Raw genomic sequence first — 21,726 nt, forward strand, 5'->3', positions numbered from 1 at the left:
TTTTTTTATTAAGTGAAGTCGATATTTTCGAATTCCAAAGATAACAATTTATAAAAATCTAATCGGCTATATAAAAAGGATTCGAGGCATAAAATCCTCTTAAATTGTGTTATAGATATGTTATTTATTACTGTAGGCGATTTTAAAAACGTAAATTGAGAAAAATAGGATCTGGCATTATAAAATGCTTATCATAATTATAAAAATAAAATGATGAATTATAAAGTTGAAATAAAGAATATCGATACGGTAAATGAAGTGGAAGGATATTGGTCTGAGGAAGATTTTATTCAGTTATTACAGAAATTCAATTATCCGGATGGTGCCGCAGCTGAGAAAAGTAGTTTGCCGGAATTATTAGAAATGGCAATTTCTGATTACGAGCCTAATGAAGCTGCACAGATTGTCTTAGAATATAAATTAGGAGATCAATTAAGTGAAGGACAAATTGAGCAGATATCAAACAATATGTTAATCGATAAGGTTTGCGAGGAATACCCTGAGATACACATGCAAGGCACATTGTTTCATGTGAATCAATTGCTTTTTAAAGCTTATAATGGGAAATTTCCAAATGCAAAAGCGTCTGTTGTTCATTTTTCAATGACTCCAACGGATGGCGAAGCACAAAAGCTAACAGCCGAAAACGTTTTGAAATTATTGAATAATGGTTTGTCAGATAGAAATCTTATCAAGAGATTATTCGAAACTCAAATTTCTCAGAATATTCCGTTTCCCGAAGCAGAAAGTATTATCTGGGAATTGACAACAGAAGATGATGTAAATTACAATCTGGTTACTTCAGAGAATTGGATAAATAAGGATGATGTGATAGAATCTGAATTTGAATCTATTTTGGAAGAGGTTGAAGATGAAGCTTAATTTTAGTTTTCAGTCACGGTTTTCAGTCACAGTTCACACTGAAAACTGTGACTGAAAACTGAAAACTATTTCAAACCTTCAGCCGCTTTATTAACAGCTGCTTTCAATTCTTCTTTGTATGAAATAATAGTGTCAAGTACTTTTTTATCGTGACTTCCAATAATTTGTGCTGCTAAAATCCCAGCATTTTTTGCCCCGTTTAAAGCAACTGTGGCAACCGGAACACCGCCTGGCATTTGTAGAATCGATAAAACAGAATCCCAGCCATCAATTGAATTACTTGATTTTACAGGAACTCCAATTACAGGAAGCGGAGACATTGAAGCAACCATTCCCGGTAAATGCGCGGCACCACCTGCTCCGGCAATAATTACGGAAATACCGCGAGTATGTGCATTTTTACTGAAATCGAATAATTTTTCCGGCGTTCTGTGTGCCGAAACGATATCTACTTCAACTTCAATATTAAATTGTTTTAATATGTCGATGGCATCCTGCATGACTGGCATGTCAGAGATACTTCCCATTATGATGGCTACTTTGCTCATTGTTTTTTTGTTTATTTTGGTTTCAAGTTTCAGGTCAGGTTTTTGCTGTGACTTAAAGCTATTAGATATTTTTTATTCTAATTCAGAAATCATATTCCAAATGTCGATTTTGAATTCTTCTTGAATTGCTCGTAAATAACAGATTGAATTAATTTCATTATCAATTTTGTCTTGAAAATATTTTTTTATTTCTATATCAGTTTGAAGCTTTCTGTCATTTATTGATTCCCTTCTTCGTTTGATATAATTTTTTCTATCTTCTACTCTTTTTTGATTATTTAAGTCTAATAGAATGATTAGGTTATTTGCTTCATCGTCATTAGGTTTTGCAAAATATTCACCTTCATCATAGATAATTCTACTTTCAAAATCATCGGCATAAGGCATTAATATTGGCTCAATCCAACTATTAGTTTTTCTTTGATTTGGAAGGTGTTTGACTTTATACCAATTATAATAATTATCTTCTGGTTGGTCTTTTAAATTTGGATTAAAATGCTCAGTGTCATTTGCATCATCAAATCCAATATAATGTTCTGTATAAGCACAAAATCCTTTTTGTTCTTTTAAAAGAAGAGAACCTAATTTAGAATTATCTCCCTTAGATTTATAAATGATCTTATCAGAAATAATTAGAGAAAGCGGAGATTTTAAAACTCTTTTCATTCATTAAAAATTATACTTATCTCCAATAGATTCAATTTCATCTTGAAGTTTTTGTTTTACTTCTTCATTTTCTTCAAACAGCAATTGTCTTCTTTTTTCAAGATATTCATTATATATTTTTTTGCCATATTTGTTTATATAATCAATTCCAAAATCATTATCAAGCATATCGTTTGGATCATCTCCAATAGGAGAAGTTCCTCTGCGGACAGCCACTTTTCCATCTTTATCAAAATATAAAATAAATCTTTCTTCTGGTTCAAATGAAGCAGCTACAAATGGAGAATGGGTTGCGGTAATAAACTGCGCTTCTGGAGCAAGTCTTTTATAATAATCCATTACTTCCATCTGAATATTTGGATATAATGAGCGTTCAGGTTCATCTATTAAAATTAGTGAACCTTTAGTTTCTAATGAATATAAGGGTAAAGATGTCAACAGAAGTTGTTTTGTTCCAGTACTTGTGTCTTGAAACGGAATAATTTCTTCTCTTCCTTTGTTTTTTATTGGTATTGAATATTCGGTATTTACAAGGTCAACCTCTAAATTTAAATGTTCTAAAATATAATTAAACTCCTTTGTAAACGACTCTAATCTGTTTGGATTATCCTTTTGCCATTTGTTAAATTCTAAACTTAATTTATTTACATCATTAATGAAACCTTTGTGGATTAATTCAGACATTTTTTGAGTAAAGTTTTTTCGGTAATTTAGATAATCTACTAACAGATGAAGCCAAATTTTCGTGTCCACATTGTCATTAAATAATAAACCATAATTTTCTTCCATTAAAAAAAGGTTATCTCTCTCTTCAAATTCCTTTTTAATAGCTTGAAGTTCGTTACTATGTTTTTCTATTAATTCGATTGGATTAGTTGAAAGAAAATTTATGTTTTGATCGGATACTAAATTCGCTTTAAAGTAAAAAATATCTTTTTTATCTTGTTTTGGAATTAAACTTGTTACTTGTCCACCTCCGCTATTAAAATCATTTCGATAAACACGGTTTTTGAAAGAAACTTCGTTGTTTTTTAAATGAAAAATATCATTTTCTATTAAAAAGGTAACTTCACTTTTATTTAGATTATTTTTTAATCTGAATATTTGACCGTTTATGAGTTCTAAATTTAAAAGATTAATAGAATGATCATAAATCAATTGTAACAATCCAGTTTTACCCGTAGCACTTTGCCCAATAAAACATATTTTATCTAAAGGCTTTCCTCTTTTTTCTTCAATATGGAAATCTTCAGGATATGTAAAATCAAAATCTAGATTTTCTAAATGCCTAAACTGATCGATATGTAATTTTGAAATTTTCATTTATTGATTTTTTACAAATCTAATTAAAAAATGATTGCTATTGTAAACTGCGACTGCGACTGATCTAATTACTGACCACTAATCACTCTAATAGTATTCTTAACTTCCTCAGCAATTCTTCTCGCTTCTTGCATATCTTCATTTACAATTGTAACGTGACCCATTTTTCTGAAAGGTCTTGTTTGTTTTTTACCGTAAATATGGGGAGTAACGCCGTTCCATCCTAAAATGGTTTCTATGTTTTCATAAACGACATCTCCGGAAAAACCTTCGGCACCCACTAAATTTACCATAACTCCTGCAACTTTGCTGTCTGTGTTTCCTAACGGAAGATCCAGAATAGCGCGTAAATGATTTTCGAATTGAGAAGTATAACTTGCTTCAATAGAATAATGACCAGAATTGTGTGGGCGAGGAGCAACTTCGTTTACTAAGATTTCATCATCATTGGTTTGAAACATCTCAACTGCTAAAAGTCCAACGTGATTGAATTTCTCCGAAACATTCAAAGCAATTGCTCTGGCTTTTTCAGCGACTTTTTCGTCGATTCTTGCCGGGCAAATTACATATTCTACCTGGTTGGCTTCCGGATGAAATTCCATTTCAACAACCGGATAGGTTTTTATTTCTCCTGATGGATTTCTGCAAACGATAACTGCCAATTCATTTTTGTATGGTACCATAGTTTCCGCAATACATTCTACATTTGGTAAATCATCCATGTCAGAAATCTGGCGAATCACTTTTACACCATTTCCGTCATAACCAAATTCGGTGCATTTCCAGACAAACGGAATTGTAATTTCATTGTTTCCAACCGATTTTTGCAAATGCTCCGGACTGTCAAATCGTAAATATGCGGCCGTTGGGATATTGCTTGCTGTATAAAAATCTTTTTGAGTTCCTTTATTTTGAATTCCTTTTAAGGTTTTTGGAGACGGATACACTTTTACACCTTCATTTTCTAATTGCGTTAAAGCTTCAAGATTTACGAGTTCAATTTCGAAAGTCAAAACATCAACTTGTTTTCCAAAATTGTAAACCGTTTCATAATCCATTAAATCACCCTGAAAGAATTTGTTACAGGCAATTTTACTTGGAGCTTCGTCACTCGGATCTAAAACGTAAGTTTGTATGTCAAATTTTCGCGTGTCAAACAATAGCATTTTGCCTAGTTGTCCACCGCCTAATATTCCTAATTTAAAATCAGAAGAAAAATAATTCATTGTAGTTGTGTTTTTGCAAAGATACCTTTTAATCTTTTTTAGCCAAAATTTAGTTTTTTAGCCACGACTCGAGCGACAGCGAACAGGCGAAGCAATTCCACAAATTTTTCTTTTACTCCATTTTAAAATTAATTAGTGAAAATCCGTGTAATTCGTGGCAAACTAAAACTATTTCATTTTCTTTAAAACTTCTTTTGCAACTGCTTTATAGGCTGCGGAATGATCGCCATAATCTTTATCCAGAATAATTTTTAGTTCAGGATGAATCCAATCGTAATAATTTCCTAACACATATAAAGTTCTTATCGAATAGGCTTTTGTAGCCACTTTTATATCGTTTATCAGCCAGTCAAAAGACGCTTCGATACAGTCCTGAAGATTAGTTTCAGAAAGAACAATGCCGTTGTCATCTTTTTTATAATGGGATTTTACTAAAAGCTGAGTGACTTTTGCAATGGGACGAATGGCACTTTCATCTTTTAAATTCTTTAAATTGGAAAAGAAAAAATCAAGATGAGGCTGAAGCCAAATCAATTCTTCGTATGATACAAATTCTAAAATCCAACAGGCTTTGTGGTTGTTTTTGTCCGATGGAGAAAAACAAATCGAAACTAATTCGTCAAATAAGCTTGGATTTTCTAAAATTTCCTGCGCCACTTTCAAACGGTTTTCTCTATAAGCACTAACGTAATCCAGTTTCTTTTGTAGTTCAGATATCATCTTTAATCGAATTTAATTCTGCGACTAAAATAAGTAATTTAATGAGATATTTCCGTAATAATTTATAGGAAGCCCTGGATAATAATATCTCGGAGATGAGGTTCCGACAGGAAGTGCATTTGGCAAAATTAAAGAGGCATATTTTTCATTGGTCACATTATTGATTCCGAAAGCTAAATTGGACGTTAGATTATGGAGAATTTGAAAACGATAACCCGTTTTCAAATTGATAATGTTATAAGAATCGGAGAAAGCCGAATTAGCATCATTCATCAGAATTTCATCCACAAATTGATAATCGGCATTCAGATAAATCCCAAAACGAGTATTTAAAATTAATCCGGCATTGATTTTATTTGCAGGAACTCCGGTTAATTTATTGCCGGAATAATCATTTCCGTTATCAACGAATTCTTTAAATTCATATTTCCCGATGGAAGTTCCAACATAAGAATTCAGATTAAAAAACCGATTAATTTGCCAGTTGTGTTTCAACGTAATTTCAATTCCTTCATGCAATGTTTTCCCCGCATTTATGCCTTCATACTGATCATCTCCAATTCTTTTGGCAACCAATAAATCTTTGATTTCCATTCGGTAAACAGCAATTTCGGTATAAAGGTTTTTGTTGAAGAAATAGAATTTTCCGCCCAATTCAAAATTATAACCATTTTCAGGTTTAATATCCGGATTGATGGTTCCGTTGCTCGTCAAAGTTTCTTCAGTTGCGGGTAATGAAAATCCGCGGCTTGCAGAAAAGTATATGGTTTGTTGTTGATTCGGTTTGAATAATAAAGAAAGTTGAGGCGAAAAAATTCCGTCATAACTGTATTTTTCTGTTGCCGTTTTTTGAGGAAGAAAGTTCGTCAGTTCAAAATGCGTTTCATTATAATTTAAACCAAACTGAACTTCCAATTTTTCTGAAAGTAAAGACCTAATTTGCGAAAATATATTGTAAAAATGCCTTTTTTGATCCGTTTTTGTCAATTGATTTCCTTGTAAACTGCCTTGCCCGTTATTTTGTTTGTAAAGATTTTCAAAGGTATTTCCGTTGTAATTATCGGTAAAATATTCCATTCCGAAAATGAATTGATTCTTCAGTTTACCAATTTCGAAATTTCCTGAAAATTGCGTTCTTGCGCCGGTTGCAAAAGTATATTGGCGCAAAATATCAAAAGGTCGTGGTTCGTTGCTGTCTTTGTAATTGATAAAAACAGAAGTCGAATTATTCAGATTATCAGTAATCTTAAAATCATAAGCCAGTCCGGCCAAGGTCGATTTGTATTCTTTATATCCTTTTGAAGCCACCCAGGTTGGCGCACCCAATTGTGGATTTGAATCGTAAACTTCCTTACTGATCGAACTCGGAATAAAAGCTTTTAAATAAGTGTAATTAGTGAAGTAAGTAAGTTTGCTGTTTTGTTTTCTGAATAATTCACCGGCAAGCGTGACTCCTTCTCGTTTATAAGAACTGTTTTCGCGCCATCCATCACTTTTGAGATTGTGATAACTTAAGTTCAGACTTGATCTTTTTTCATTTAAACTATAATTCATAGTATTTTTTAATAATCCAAAAGAGCCGAAAACCGAACTTATTTCAGCCGTCTGTCCTTTTGTTTTTGAAAACTGAGGCGAAATCAAAATCGCGCCGCCCAAACCAGCGCCATAAATACTCGAAAGCGGCCCTTTGATAATTTCAATCTGATTGAGGTTTTCCAAATCAATATCGTCAATAACCGTTTCACTATTTCCTGAAGTCAGCGGAATGCTGCCATAAAAAGCTCTTATTTTGTTCGTTCCATACGGAGTTCTCGCACCAATACCTCGAATTGAAATTCGGGTTGTTGTAAAGTTTGACGATTGCATAAAAACTCCCGGAATTGTATTCACAACAGTTGTAATATCAGTAGCATTATTTTGTGTCAGTTCTTTTTTGGATAAAATTCCAATCGAAGCCGGTGCATTCTGCAAACTGTCATTAATATGAAAGGAACTGATAATAACTTCTTCCAGTTTTTCTGTATTCACAGAATCAATAGATTTGCTTTTTTCTTCCTGCGCAAAACTGTTTTGGAAAACAATTAGGGCAAAGAGAAAAAAGCAATATTTTTTTAAAATCATAAAAGAGTTTTGTTGAACATAAAAAAAATTAACCGCAAAGAACGCTAAGATTATACCCTATGTTAGCTTTATAAAAACACAAAGTTCGCAAAGCTAGTTCGATACAAAGCTTTGCGAACTTTGCATTTTTATAAAAACTAAAGAAAAAAAATCTTAGCGTACTTTGCGGTAAAAATTATGCGTTTTTGAATTCCAACTAAAATTGGATTTTACTTATTCGCCGTAACCTTCCAAATCGTATTTCCACTGTCATCATTTACTAAAAGCGATCCGTCATTCATAACCGTAACCGCGACAGGTCGTCCATAAACTTCAGCTTTGTTTGCATCTGAAATAAATCCGGTTAAAAAATCCTCTGGTTTTCCGAATGGTTTTCCGTCTTTAAAAGGGACAAAAAGAACTTTATAACCGGAAATTACAGAGCGATTCCATGAGCCGTGCTGTCCTACGAAAGCCCCATTTTTATATTTTGCCGGAAATTTGTCCTTATCGTAAAAAGCCAATCCTAAGGATGCCGTGTGAGCACCAACCGGAACATCAGGAACAATTGCTTTTGCGACTAAATCTTTACGTTCGCCTTTCAATCTCGGATCAGGAATACTGCCGAAATAAGAATACGGCCATCCGTAAAAGCCACCTCTTTTTACACTTGTAATATAATCCGGAACCAAATCATCGCCTAGTTCATCGCGCTCATTAACTGCAGTCCAAAGTTCTTTTTTATTGGTTGGATTCCAGTCCATTCCCATTGGGTTTCTTAGGCCGTCAGCATAAATTTTTTCGCCGGTTCCGTCAGGATTGATTTCTAAAATTGCAGCGCGGCGTATTTCTTCCTTCATTCCATTTTCTCCAACGTTGCTTCCTGAACCAACGCCAATATAAATTTTCGTTCCTTCAGGGTTGGCGAGCAGACTTCTGGTCCAGTGATTGTTGTATCCTCCAGCTGGAAGTTCAACAATTTTGATGCCCTTGGTTTCTAATTTTAATGGTGCGTTTTTATAAGGATAACGGTAAAGTCCGTCAGTATTTGCAACATAAAAAAAGTCTTTTAGAATAAGCATTCCCAAAGGTCTGTTGAGGTCTTTCAAAAAGACTTCGCGGGTTTCAAAAACGCCGTCTTTGTCTTTGTCACGTAAAATTATAATTTGATTTTTGCTTGTTCTTGTGCCGCTTTCAACAACAAAAATATCATTGTTTGGACCTATATATGTCCAGCGCGGATTTTCAAATCCGTCAGCAAATTTTGTAACCGTAAAGCCTTCCGGTGCTTTTGGTGTTTTTCCTTCCGGCCAGCCTATCACTTTACTGTTTTTAGATTTAGATTCAGTTGCATAGGGCGGAGGAAGTGTAATATTTCCAATTGCAGTTTTTACAATATTGGCAGGTTGTTTTGCCAGGGCTTCTTTTTCTTCCTTTTTTACTTGCCCGTTGCAGGCTGTAATTATAGTTAATAACGATATAGATAAAAGTTGTATCGTAGTTTTCATGGTATTTTTGGAGTTAAATATTTATAAAATAACAATTTAGTAAATTTTGCCATAGTTGTAGGAAATGATTTGTAGATATTAACTGATATTTAACATTTCCAAAAAAGAACTTTTTCAGTAGTATTTTGATACTGACAATTTGGTTGTAATTCTGTATCTTTGCGCATTATTTTAAAATCAAAAATAATGATACAACTTCACGATAAACAATTTGTTCCGTTTATTTCGGCTAAGGAAATTGATTTTGCTTTAACCAAAATAGTTGCACAAGTAGAAGATGATTTTGGAGATGATACTCCAATTTTTATTGGCGTTTTGAATGGTGCATTTATGGTTGTAAGCGATTTCCTGAAAAAATACAAAAGTCCGTGCGAGGTTTCATTCATCAAAATGGCATCTTATGAAGGAACTGAAACGACTAATGTTGTTAAAGAATTAATAGGAATTAATCAGGATCTTTCAGGCAGAACTGTGGTTGTAATTGAGGATATTATTGACACCGGAAATACAATCGAAGAATTAAAACATTTGTTTAAACAACAAAACGTAAAGCATTTTAAAATTGCGACTTTGTTTTTTAAACCTGAAGCTTATAAAAAAGACATTAAAATTGATTATATCGGAATAAGAATTCCAAATAAATTCATCGTGGGTTACGGTTTAGACTACGATGGTTTAGGAAGAAATTTGACCGAAGTATACAAGTTAGCTAAATAATTAAAAACACAACACAACTATTATATTCATTTTAAACTTCTTAGATAAAATCAAGAAGTCAAGAAACACTCACATTATGATTAACATCGTTTTATTTGGAAAGCCAGGAGCAGGAAAAGGAACTCAGGCAGAATTTTTAAAAGAGAAATACAAATTAACACATCTTTCTACAGGAGATATTTTTCGTTTTAATTTAAAAAATGATACAGATTTAGGTAAAAGAGCAAGAGTTTTTATGGACAATGGGGAATTGGTTCCTTGCGAAGTTACAACTGCAATGTTAATTGATGAAGTGAACAAACATTTAGATTCAAACGGGTTTTTGTTCGACGGTTACCCAAGAACTTTAGATCAGGCTGAAGCTTTAGATAAATTTTTACCAACAATCGGATCAAGTGTTACAGCAACTATTGCATTAGAAGCTGACGATGAAATTTTGGTAGCTCGTTTGTTAGAAAGAGGAAAAACAAGCGGAAGAGTTGATGATCAGGACGAAGAAAAAATTCGTGTAAGATATCAGGAATACAACGAAAAAACAGCTCCATTAATTGGATATTATAAACAACAAAATAAGTTTCATGCCGTAAATGGTATCGGAACTATCGAAGAAATTACAGAGCGATTAACGTCAGTTATAGATAATTTGTAATAAAATCTGTTTGAAGTTAAAAGTTGAATGTTGGAAGGAATTTGAAATAAGTTCTGAAAACATTTAACTTTTGACTTTTAACTTTAAACTTAAAAATGGAAATACTAATAATATTTTTTCTAATACTATTAAACGGAGTTTTCTCGATGTCAGAAATTGCATTGATTTCGGCTAGAAAAAACAGATTGGAAACTGCTGCTAAAAAAGGAAATAAAAGTGCAAAAATTGCATTGGATTTAGCTAATTCTCCAAACAAGTTTTTATCTACAGTACAAATCGGAATTACCTTAATCGGAATTTTGACCGGTATTTATAGTGGAGATAAAATCACAATGGATGTTGAGACTTTTGTTGCCGGATTTGCGATTTTAAAACCGTATGCACATTCAGTTGCAGTTGGAATTGTGGTAGTAGTTTTAACGTTTTTTTCTTTGGTCTTAGGGGAATTATTGCCAAAACGAATTGGCTTAAATTACCCTGAAACGATAGCAAAAGCAGTAGCGCTGCCGATGAAAATAGTTTCGATAATTACGGCACCTTTCATTTGGTTGTTAACCTCATCAACTGATTTTTTACTGAATGTTCTACAGATAAAACCTTCAGCTGACGGAAAAGTGACCGAAGAAGAAATAAAAGCCATTATAAAAGAAGGAACCGAAGGCGGAGAAGTTCAGGAAATTGAACAGGATATTGTGGAACGTGTTTTTCATATTGGCGACCGAAAAGTAAATTCATTAATGACGCACCGTAAATCGGTAGACATGTTGCCATTAAATGCTGATAAAGACAAAATCAAAACATTGGTTTTAGAAGATTTGCATACTGTTTATCCAATTTATAATGATAATTACGATGATATTGTCGGAATCGTAACACTTAAAAATATATTCGCGAATATCGAAAGCGATCATTTTGATCTGTCGGCAATTATGACCGATCCTCCTTATTTGATGGAACAGACAACGGCTTACAAAGCGTTGGAAAATTTTAAAAGAACAGGAGTGCATTATGCTTTGGTTTCTGACGAATACGGAGTTTTTCAGGGAATTATTACATTGAATGATATTCTGGAAGCTTTAGTTGGAGATGCATCTGATTTTTATAAAGATGAATTCCAGTTAATCGAAAGAGAAGATGGTTCATGGCTGGTCGACGGGCATTACTCATTACACGATTTCCTAACCTATTTTGAGTTAGACGAATTAACCAATGATTATGAAGTTAACACCGTAAGCGGGATGATTATGACCGAGCTTTCACACATTCCAAAAGAAGGTGAAAAATTATATTGGCAAAAATTTGTGCTTGAAGTGATCGACATGGACGGCGTAAAGATTGACAAAGTGTTGGTAAAAGCACTTAAAGAGTAAAAATAAATAGTTTTCAGTCACAGTTTTCAATCGCAGTCTGCACTGAAAACTGTGACTGCGACTGAATAAGAAAACAATAGAAGTTAGAAATAAGATTTAGAGCAATCTAAAATCTAAAATCTAAAATCTGAAATTCAAAACAATGACAGAAGGAAATTTTGTAGATTACGTTAAGATATATGTTTCATCCGGAAAAGGAGGGAAAGGATCTACGCATTTACATAGAGAGAAATTTATTGAAAAAGGAGGCCCGGACGGTGGTGATGGTGGTCGTGGTGGACACGTATATTTAGTGGGGAATAAAGGTTTGTGGACATTATTTCACTTAAAATTTGCGCGCCATATTAAAGCCGGACATGGTGGAGATGGAGGAGGAGACCGTAGTACCGGTGCTGATGGAGATGATAAATTTATTGAAGTACCTTTAGGAACTGTCGTAAAAGATAAAGAAACCGGAGAAACCTTATTCGAAATTACTGAAGATGGTGAAAAACAAATTCTTTCAAAAGGAGGAAAAGGGGGTTTAGGAAACTGGCACTTTAGAAGTTCAACCAATCAAACGCCACGTTACGCGCAACCAGGTTTACCAGGTGTAGAAATGGATGTGATTCTGGAACTTAAAGTTTTGGCTGATGTTGGTTTGGTAGGTTTTCCAAATGCAGGAAAATCAACTTTGTTGTCTGTATTGACTTCTGCAAAACCAAAAATTGCCGATTATCCTTTTACAACTTTAAAACCAAACTTAGGAATTGTCGCTTACAGAGATTATCAATCGTTTGTAATTGCAGATATTCCCGGAATTATTGAAGGTGCCGCTGAAGGAAAAGGGTTAGGACATTATTTCTTGCGTCATATTGAGCGTAATTCAACTTTACTATTTTTAGTTCCTGTTGATACTCCTGATATTAAAGGAGAATATGATATTTTGGTTAATGAGTTAACAAAATACAATCCTGAAATGTTGGATAAAGAACGTCTTTTAGTGATCTCAAAATGCGATATGCTGGATGATGAGCTTAAAGCCGAATTGAAAGTTGAACTTGATGTTGCTTTTAAAGATATTCCTTATATGTTTATTTCATCTGTTGCACAACAAGGTTTAACAGAATTGAAAGACAAACTTTGGAAAATGCTTAACGACTAAAAGCTTAAAAATATTTTTAAAAGGCGTCCGCTGCAGCGGACGCCTTTTTTATTGGGTTCAATGTTAAATTCGTAAAAAAACGATAAAAAAGAAACAGTATGTTTTATTTTAAGAGTTTATGAGGTGTTATAATTGCGAAAATGAGTTATATTCGCATGACTTAAACAAAATAATATGAAAAAAATAGTTTTATTCTTAACCATGTGCCTTATGGCTTTTCCTGCGAGAGCTGATGAAGGAATGTGGTTTTTAATGTTTATCGAAAGATTGAACCATAGAGATATGGAAAAAATGGGCTTGCAATTAACAGCCGAGGAAATTTACAGCATTAATCATCATAGTTTAAAAGATGCTGTTGTACAATTTAATGGAGGTTGTACAGCAGAAATTGTTTCAAAAGACGGATTAGTTTTAACCAATCACCACTGTGGTTACAATGCAATTGCTGAACTTTCTACTGCTGAACAAAATTATTTGAAAGATGGTTTTTGGGCAAAAGAAAGAAGTGCCGAAATGAAACCAAAATCTTTATACGTTCGTTTCTTTGTTCGTATGGACGACGTTTCTAAAAGAATTTTGTCAAAAGTAAACGATACAATGACAGAAACGGAAAGAAACAAAATTATTCAGCAAGAAATTGCTTTGATTGAAAAAGAAAATAATGAAGGCGGAAAATATACCGTTTCTGTTCGTCCTTTCTTTCAAGGGAATGAATATTACTATTTCGTTTATCAGGATTATACAGATGTTCGTTTAGTGGGAACACCTCCTGAAAGTGTTGGTAAATTTGGTGGAGACACAGACAACTGGGAGTGGCCTCGTCAAACTGGAGATTTCTCTATGTTCAGAGTATATGCTGATAAAGCTGGAAACCCTGCAACATATTCAAAAGAGAATGTGCCTTTACAGCCAAAACACTATTTACCTGTAAGCATTAAAGGAGTTAAAGAAAATGATTTTGCGATGATCCTTGGTTATCCTGGAAGAACAAACCGTTGGATGCCAGCTGGCGGAATTGAGCAAAATGTAAAATTTGCTTATCCTGCGTGGGTTGAAGGTGCAAAAACCGGAATGGACCAAATGAAAAAGTATATGGACAAAGATGCAACAGTTCGTTTACAATATGCGTCTAAATATGCTTCTACAGCCAATTACTGGAAAAACCGTCAGGGAATGATTGATGCTTTGACTAAAGCCGGAACAGCAGCCGCTAAATCTGAACAAGAAGATAAATTCTACGAATGGGCAGCTAAACCAGCTAATAAAGAAAAGTACGAAAATGTAATTCCAACGATTAATGATTATTACAAGGAAACGAACTTAAAAGCGCGTCACGATAATTATTTATCTCAGCTTTTACGTACTTCAAGTTATGCAACCGGGCCTGCAAATTTAGGAAATGCATTGATTGCTTACTATAATGAAAACGATGCCAAAAAAGCCGAAATGTTACCTAAGATCAACGCTATGATTGATAACATTTATGGTGAATTTTATGCACCGTTGGAAAAAGACGTGTTAACTGCGCAATTGAATTTATACACTGCTAAAGCTGCAGAATATGGTTTGGCTCCACAAATTGCTAAAATGAAAATTGCAAATAATGGTGATTTTACGGCAGACGTTACGAAAGCAACTGAAATAAGTTATTTCACATCTAAAGAAAAGGTATTAGAATTTATGGCTAATCCAAAACCATTAGCGATTGTACATGATCCATTGTATATTATTTCAAATGATTTATTGACAAAATACCGTGCTAAAACAGATGATCAGGCAAAAGCTGATGATGGTTTTGCAGTGGCGTACCGCAAATTAGTTGAAGGTTTGAGAGAATCTAAATTAAATGCAATAAAATATCCTGATGCAAACTCTACTTTGAGACTGACTTACGGAAAAGTTCGTGCGTTACCAACGGACCCACGTAACGATGCTACAATCAACAATTATACAACCATGGAAAGTATGGTTAAAAAGTATAAAGCAGGAGATCAGGAATTTGATTTGCCAGCGCGTTTGTTAGAATTAAACAAAGCAAAAGATTTTGGTCAATATGCTGATAAAGCAGGATACATGCCAGTAAACTTCTTAACGGATAATGATATTACAGGAGGGAATTCAGGTTCTCCGGTTCTTAACGGAAAAGGAGAATTAATCGGTATTGCTTTTGATGGAAACATCGAAGCTATGGCCGGTGATGTTATTTTTGATCCAAAATTGCAAAGAACAATCAATGTAGATATTCGTTATGTACTTTGGATTATCGACAAATACGCCGGAGCAAAAAATATTATTGATGAGATGACGATTATTAAATAATCTGATTTTTATTCTAAAAAGTAAACCCGATAGATTTTAATCTATCGGGTTTTTTTATGTAGAAAATCTACAAGGCTGTATTTTGGAATTTGGAATTTCTTTATTGGAATTTTAGATTAAAGTTGTTATTGAATCTTTACTCGAATTCCCTTCGTATGACTTGAAAATTCCGGTGCATACATACTTTTGATTGTTGTAATTCCGTTTGAGAACTCACCGCTGTTATTCACTCTAATGTCATATTCTAAAACGTACGTTCCTTTGTTGATTCGGTCAAAAAAGAAATGTGTTGCAGCATCTTTTGTACTCATATAATAACCCAGTTGATCTTTGTATTGATATTCTGAAAGTACATTTACAGGTTCAAAACAAGAAGCCCTCATGTCTTTTAAATGAACATATTCTGTATCTTCTTTAGAAGTAATAATCAATCGAACAGTAACTAAATCTCCAGTTTTTAAAGGGTTTTTAGAAGTGATTCTTTCTAACTGATCACCTTTCATAGAATTCTTTTTTAGATATAACTCTTTCGAAACCGATAAAATAGCTCCCGAATTGGTTTTGATTTTATCCAAATCTTCAAAATACTGCCAATACACACCGCCAAAACCAGGAACTTTCGATTTATTCTGAATGTTTATATAAGCCATTTCTTTTTTAACTTCATCGGCTTTCCAGTTCATTTTGATATATCCGGTTTCGGCTTCTTTTTTGTTTTCAGATAATTTTTTGGTTAGAATTTTTTCATTTCCAATTTTAATAATGGTATTGTCTTTTACAGAAAGCCAATCATTGCCTTGCATTAATAAAGCATAAATGGCTTCGGTAGTTGATTTTGTGGTTGGCCAGTTTTTGGTCTGTTTGTTTTTTAATAGCCAAACTTTCATGGCATCTACTGATTTGGTATCGTGATTCACTTCGGCGAAAGCCTCAATCAATAAAGCCTGAGTTTCGATAGGAGCCTGATACCAATACCATCCAGCTTTATTGGCAATCCAGTACATTCCCCAGTCTTCATTGTTAGAAGAAGTTTCTTTTAAACTTTCTATAATTTTTTTAGCTGAATCACTCTCTCCAAAACGATTTAAAGTTAACGCGGCTAATCCTTTTTCGTAAAGAGAATACGAAAGCCAATCTTTTTTGGCTGTTTCCAAATACAATTTTGCTGCTTTTTTTAAAGTATCTGAAAGTGGATATTTGTCTAAATAAAAACTTCTGGTATATAAATAGTGCAAATCAGAATAAGGATTGATCCAGATTAGTTTGTCTGTTGTTTTTAAGTTTTTGGTTTTATAGTATTCTAAAAATTTATTGTCTAGAAATGGAATCCCGGTTTTAGCTATTTCATCGATCTTTTTATCGTTATCTGGAGTTTTATTCAATTTCGATAAATGACCTAAGCCAGCCAGAATATGTCGGGTTATGTATTCGTTTTCGTCGCCTCCGTTAAACCACGCGAAACCTCCAGATGGCTTTTGCTTTTGTTTTAGTTTATCAAAAGTAGCTTCCTGAGAACTTTTCATTTTCTCTAAATCAAATAAAAGCGCCAGATTCTTTTTCTTTTCGTCTTCACTTTGTGCATCATTTAGCCAGGGCGTCTCTGCCAGAATAATTGATTTTAGTTCTTCGTTTGCTTCTAATTTAGAAGTCAGTTTTCCATTTTTTCTCCAGTTTTCAAAGACAGTTGCAATCTTCGGATTACTTGAGATTATTTCTGAAGCCAAAGCATTCGAATAAAAACGGGCAAAAGTCTGTTCAGCACATTCGTGTTCGTATTCCATCAAATAAGGCAAAGACTGAATTGCTATCCAGGTTGGATTCGAAGTATATTCTAATGTAAATTGATGATTCTTTAAAGTCGAAGAAGTATTGTTTTTTAGATTCTCAAACGTATACTCTTTTGTGGAATTCTCACGAACCCAAATCGGAATACTTTCTGTGACCAGCATATTGTTTGTTAAAACAGGAAGTATGTTTTCTTCACCATCAGAAAAATTACCAGACTTAGCCAAAATTTTATACTGAACGCCTTGTAATCCTTCGGGAATTGAAATCGTCCAACTCGCCGTCGTATTCCCGAAAGCACTAACGTTGAAATTCCGAACATTTTTTACGTTTAGCATTTTCGCATCAATGGGTTGCATTGTTACGGCATCAAAAAATTGTAAAATTGCTATTCCGGTTTTTGCTTTATCTGTAATATTCGAAATTTTAGCAGAGATTACAATGGTATCTTTTTCTCTAAAGAATCGTGGGAAATTCGGCAAAACCATCAATTCTTTTTGAGTAACGACAGTTTTCTCTAAATAACCTGAAACAGCATCTTTGTTGTGTGCCAATAAGCGAAGCTTCCAGGCGGTTAAAGCTTCCGGAGAAGTAAAGTTGAAACTTACTTTTCCGCTGGCATCTGTTCTTAAATTAGGTAAGAAGAACGCGGTTTCAGATAGATTTTTTCTGGCTTTTACTTGTGTTAATTCTTCTAATGCCTTTTTGGTTGTGATGATTATGACGCCATTTGACGCTCTGCTTCCATAAAGTGCAGTTGCTTGTGCATCTTTCAAAACATCCACTGAAAGAATATCCGCAGGATTTAAATTGTTAGCCTCATTTTCAGAAGCAATTTCTCCATCGATTATATACAAAGGATTAGTAGAAATTGTTACACTGCCTTTTATTTTGAAAGAAGATTTTTCTGAACGACTACTGTATACTAAAGCTTTTTTTGCTTTTAAGGCATCGGCAGGTATTGCCGCCGTATTATAAACTTGATTATCTTCTTCAACTATTGCAGCCGCAGTTCCTGTACCAACCGATTCAGAAAGCGTTATTACAGCATCAGGATCTCCTTTAATAGTTTCACCGCCTACTTTTTTGTCTTTAATTTGTGTTATTGTTAAACCCAGTGAATCTCCGTATCGACTATTGTAAAAGTCAAAACCAAACCAGTTTAATTTTGTTTCTTCCTTATAGAATTTACCTATAGATAAGTCTTCATTCAGGTCTTCTAATGTAGCATTTATTTTTTCAAAACCTAAACCAGATTTGAGATTGGAGGAGTTGTAGCGGTAATTATTTATATTTAAAATATTCCAATCTCTTTTTGTAAACTGATCTAAAGAACTGTCATACATAGATGCTAAAACTTCTGCTTCAGTTTTCGTATTGATTGATTTTACTTTAAATGACCAATTTTCTTTATTTCCAGGCTCGATTTTATTTCTAAAACTTTCAACAATCAATTCTAGTTTAGATTCCGCTGTTTTTAATGGAACATCTATTTCATCATTAAAAACTTCGTTCTCAAAAATGCTTTGAAAACCCAAACGCATTGATTTTTCAAATTCATTTTTTAACGGAATTTTGATTGTTACTTCATTGTTTTGTAAATGATAAGTATTTTCAAAATAGATCTGATTAGCATAGTTTCCGTTTGTAATGATATAAAGATCTGGAATTACAGAAGAAAGTTTGACTTCGACAAAACCGTCTTTTTTAGGATCACTATTAATTTGTTCTGCCGTAAATAATTTACCCGGATTAAATTTGTCTTTGCTTTGTTTGATTTCAAAAGTCGAAACAGATTCTATAGGATTATTAAAAGTATCTTTTGCAGAAAAAACAATTTTATATTTTCCGGATTTATAATTTGAAATAAAATCAAGCGTTATTTTTTTGTCTTTTTCGGTATCTATTTTCTTTGTGAATAATAAAGTTTCGCTTGTTTTATTGGTTTTAATTTCGCGGATTTCGTAAGGAAACAATCTTTCAAAATCAGATGCTAAAATAGTTTCGATTTCTGGTTTTGGCCAAATCTGTTCTTTGAATTTATTGGAAAATGGAGCAACGAAATACAATTTAATTTCGCCTTTTGCAGATAAAAACTCACCATTTAAATTGGTACTTGTAAGGGTGATCTCATTTTTGTTTTTAGTTTCAATGCGATTTGAAATACTTGCATTGATAATCAAATCATGATAACCTACTTTTATGATGGTTTCTGATGTGTGGGTTTCTCCATTGATATCTGTAACATCAGCCGTTATTCTGTAATTAAAGACAGGTAATTGCTCTTTTATTGCATTTTTTGAAGGTTCGGCTTTAAATTCAATTACAAATTTCCCCGAGGCATCTGTTTTGGTTTCGCCTGTTGCTATAGTTTCATTTTGTTCCTGTCCGTAATAATTTCTAAAATAACTTGTAAAACGATTTACAGTATAAGTCACTTTTGCATCAGATATATTGCTTCCTGCAAATGCTTTTGCTGTTCCGTTTACTTTAATCGACTGATTTACTTGAAAGCTTTCTTTTTTAGGATCAAAATCTACTTTGAATTTTGGACGTTTGTATTCTTCAACTCTAAAGTTAATCCCAAAACTTTCAAGTATAACAGTTTTCCAGAATGATTCGTTTGGTTTGTTCTTTGTATAAATGTCTCCTGTTGTATAATCTTCAGGTCTTTTTACATAAATATTGAAATTACCGGTTAAGCCATTTTTTGGTAAAATGAATTCTCCGGAAAATGAACCAAATTCATTTGTGGTAATTTCAAATTCTTTAAGATTTTGATAATTGACATCTTTAACTATGATTGTAAAAGGAGTATTGGCGACAATGCTTGTTTTGTTTTCTTGCTTTTGAATTGCAATTCCTTTGTAAAAGACAGTTTGTCCCGGACGGTAAATAGCCCGATCCAAATAAAACTCGACTTTAGCGTTTAAAGTTTTGTGTTCGTTGGTAATGTATGGCTGATTATATCGAATATAATTTCGGTTTGGTAAAATAGTATCATTCTCTAAGGAAAACTCAATGTAATCATTGTAAGAATGGTTGTTACTCCCAGCATAGGATGCTATTCCTTTTGAATCTGTTTTAAGTGTATAGTAAGATGATTTTATAGATACATTTTCCAGAGGTTTTCCTGTTTTTCGATCCAGTATTTGAAAGCTTTCTTTATTGTCTCCTTGAGACGCCAGAATACTTAAGTTTGAAACTGTCATAGTTTCATATGCAGAAGCTTTTTTGTCTTTTAATCCGGAATCGCTTTCAAAATAAACTAAATAACTTCCTGTTTCTAATTGTGGCAGTAGAACTTCTGTTGTATATTCAAAATAATCATTTTTGTTTTGAAGCTGATAATCTTTAGTGGCAATTTTACTTTGGGTTTTTATAATTACGGCAGTTAAACTATCTTGTTTATAGATTAATTCTGAGTCTGAAAATTTTCTGAGTGTTTTTTGATCTATTTTGTAAAATGATATTTTTAAATGATCAATATTTTTATAGTTGATAAAAGCTCTGGTGTTTTCTTTATTATAACTGTATTTTTGAAGGCGAATATACAATGATTTAGAAACAACGTTTTGTTTTTGCTGTAAAGCGCTTAGAGCTGTATTAGTTTTATCGTTAATCTTTATGATATTGTCATATGTTTTGACAGCTTCAATTTTATAATCCGGATGTAATTCTTTTGAAGCTTGAGCAAGTAGAAGTTCGGCCTTTTTTAGCAGAATTTTTTGCGTAAGAATTGTGTCGTTGGTATGTTTTTGAAGTTCATTTAAATACTTCGTTAAATCATCAGTAGGGTCTGGGATAAAATCGCTGCAAAATATAATTCGGTTGAATTGATTTTCTAAAGAAGGATTACTTACCTCTAACTTTTGATATAAAGAAATAACTTTTCTAAGATTTTCATCTTTTATAAAGCTTAAGTCAAATTTCAAAAATATTTCCGAATTTCCTAAAAGTTCATTTTTATATACTGCTATTTCACTATTTTGAATTTGCCATCGCTCTATCTTCTGGGTGAAAAAATCGATATTTTCTTTTAGCAGATAATCATATAAGTTTTCGTTTTTTAGTTTTTCTAAAGACAAAAAATCAAAGATCGCCTGATAATTTGTAAGCGGGGTAGTTTTTAGAATTGACGCGTTTTCTAATGTTTTTTCGAGAATTGCAATTACTTCTTTTTCGGGAGTAAATTCAGTTGATGGACTAATATAATCCTGAGATGAAGGAACTTCAACGCTATCTGCCGCAGCATATGCCGCTTCGTCTACAACTGCTGCAGCACTATCAACAACCGCGACAGCATAATCATAATTGGAATAATTATTTAAGCATTTCGCATAAATCAAATTTAAAATTGCTTTTGACGGTATTGAAACCCGATTAATATCGGTTTTAAGATTTTTTAAGATCTTTGTCTTTGCATTTTCATCAACTACCTGAAGATATTTTGACTGATAAAAAAAGCATTTTATCATTTGCACTTCGTCTTTTCTATTTATCGCTTTCTTGTAAATTTGATCAACGATTTTACTTGCCGATTTTATTTTACCATCATTTTCATAAGAGGCAACTTTAGTCCATTTTTTGTCAGTTTGTTGTGCAAATAAAGCTGAGGTGAACAATAAGAAAGCAAATAAGATATTTTTCATGAGTCAGTTTTTGATATATAGAGCATTATTTTTTTGTAAAGGTTGGGAAACAACGTAAATAATTTTCGTACAAATTACTAATTTATCTCTTAAACCAAATAATACATTTTATATTTC

14 protein-coding genes are annotated in these 21,726 nt (G+C 33.1%); 6 read left to right on the plus strand and 8 right to left on the minus strand.

What is annotated here, in order from left to right; all coding sequences use genetic code 11:
- The first annotated feature begins 210 nt into the window (after positions 1-210).
- Positions 211-882, plus strand: a complete 672-nt coding sequence (locus tag IHE43_RS05555) for a hypothetical protein (RefSeq protein WP_225585404.1) — start codon at positions 211-213, stop codon at positions 880-882.
- A gap of 65 nt (positions 883-947) precedes the next feature.
- On the opposite strand, the gene purE is transcribed toward IHE43_RS05555, so the two are convergent.
- The 7 genes from purE to IHE43_RS05590 all read right to left on the minus strand — a co-directional run bounded on the left by purE (position 948) and on the right by IHE43_RS05590 (position 8,973).
- Positions 948-1,463, minus strand: a complete 516-nt coding sequence (purE, locus tag IHE43_RS05560; RefSeq protein ID WP_370526742.1) for a 5-(carboxyamino)imidazole ribonucleotide mutase — start codon at positions 1,461-1,463, stop codon at positions 948-950.
- Between the two features lie 39 nt (positions 1,464-1,502).
- Positions 1,503-2,096 carry a hypothetical protein gene (locus IHE43_RS05565; RefSeq protein ID WP_192187055.1) on the minus strand — a complete coding sequence of 198 codons (594 nt, stop codon included), beginning with the start codon at positions 2,094-2,096 and terminating at the stop codon, positions 1,503-1,505.
- Positions 2,097-2,099: 3 nt separating this feature from the next.
- Complete coding sequence (locus tag IHE43_RS05570) at positions 2,100-3,419, minus strand: ATP-binding protein (RefSeq protein ID WP_192187056.1); 1,320 nt, start codon at positions 3,417-3,419, stop codon at positions 2,100-2,102.
- Between the two features lie 68 nt (positions 3,420-3,487).
- Positions 3,488-4,645, minus strand: a complete 1,158-nt coding sequence (locus tag IHE43_RS05575; RefSeq protein WP_192187057.1) for a 5-(carboxyamino)imidazole ribonucleotide synthase — start codon at positions 4,643-4,645, stop codon at positions 3,488-3,490.
- A gap of 168 nt (positions 4,646-4,813) precedes the next feature.
- A complete protein-coding gene (locus IHE43_RS05580) occupies positions 4,814-5,365 on the minus strand; it encodes a hypothetical protein (RefSeq protein ID WP_192187058.1) in 552 nt (183 codons plus the stop codon).
- A 24-nt stretch (positions 5,366-5,389) separates the two neighbouring features.
- Complete coding sequence (locus tag IHE43_RS05585) at positions 5,390-7,486, minus strand: TonB-dependent receptor (RefSeq protein WP_192187059.1); 2,097 nt, start codon at positions 7,484-7,486, stop codon at positions 5,390-5,392.
- A gap of 209 nt (positions 7,487-7,695) precedes the next feature.
- Entirely contained in the window at positions 7,696-8,973 is a 1,278-nt protein-coding gene (locus tag IHE43_RS05590; protein WP_192187060.1) for a sorbosone dehydrogenase family protein, read from the minus strand.
- Positions 8,974-9,159: 186 nt separating this feature from the next.
- On the opposite strand from IHE43_RS05590, the gene IHE43_RS05595 reads away from it, so the two are divergent.
- The 5 genes from IHE43_RS05595 (at position 9,160) to IHE43_RS05615 (ending at position 15,172) form a co-directional block, all read left to right on the plus strand.
- A complete protein-coding gene (locus tag IHE43_RS05595) occupies positions 9,160-9,690 on the plus strand; it encodes a phosphoribosyltransferase (RefSeq protein WP_192187061.1) in 531 nt (176 codons plus the stop codon).
- Between the two features lie 76 nt (positions 9,691-9,766).
- The gene (locus tag IHE43_RS05600; RefSeq protein ID WP_192187062.1) at positions 9,767-10,339 is read left to right on the plus strand and encodes an adenylate kinase; all 573 of its coding nucleotides are present in this window, start codon (positions 9,767-9,769) and stop codon (positions 10,337-10,339) included.
- A 95-nt stretch (positions 10,340-10,434) separates the two neighbouring features.
- Positions 10,435-11,709: a hemolysin family protein gene (locus IHE43_RS05605; RefSeq protein ID WP_192187063.1), complete on the plus strand. Its 1,275-nt coding sequence runs from the start codon at positions 10,435-10,437 to the stop codon at positions 11,707-11,709.
- Between the two features lie 142 nt (positions 11,710-11,851).
- Positions 11,852-12,853, plus strand: a complete 1,002-nt coding sequence (gene obgE, locus IHE43_RS05610; protein WP_192187064.1) for a GTPase ObgE — start codon at positions 11,852-11,854, stop codon at positions 12,851-12,853.
- A 174-nt stretch (positions 12,854-13,027) separates the two neighbouring features.
- Positions 13,028-15,172: a S46 family peptidase gene (locus IHE43_RS05615; protein WP_192187065.1), complete on the plus strand. Its 2,145-nt coding sequence runs from the start codon at positions 13,028-13,030 to the stop codon at positions 15,170-15,172.
- 125 nt (positions 15,173-15,297) lie between these two features.
- Here IHE43_RS05615 and IHE43_RS05620 read toward each other — a convergent pair whose 3' ends face one another.
- On the minus strand, positions 15,298-21,609 hold the full coding sequence (locus tag IHE43_RS05620; RefSeq protein ID WP_192187066.1) for an alpha-2-macroglobulin: 6,312 nt from the start codon (positions 21,607-21,609) through the stop codon (positions 15,298-15,300).
- Positions 21,610-21,726 lie beyond the last annotated feature (117 nt).

This window comes from Flavobacterium sp. MDT1-60 (assembly GCF_014844035.1).
Taxonomy (GTDB): Bacteria; Bacteroidota; Bacteroidia; order Flavobacteriales; family Flavobacteriaceae; genus Flavobacterium.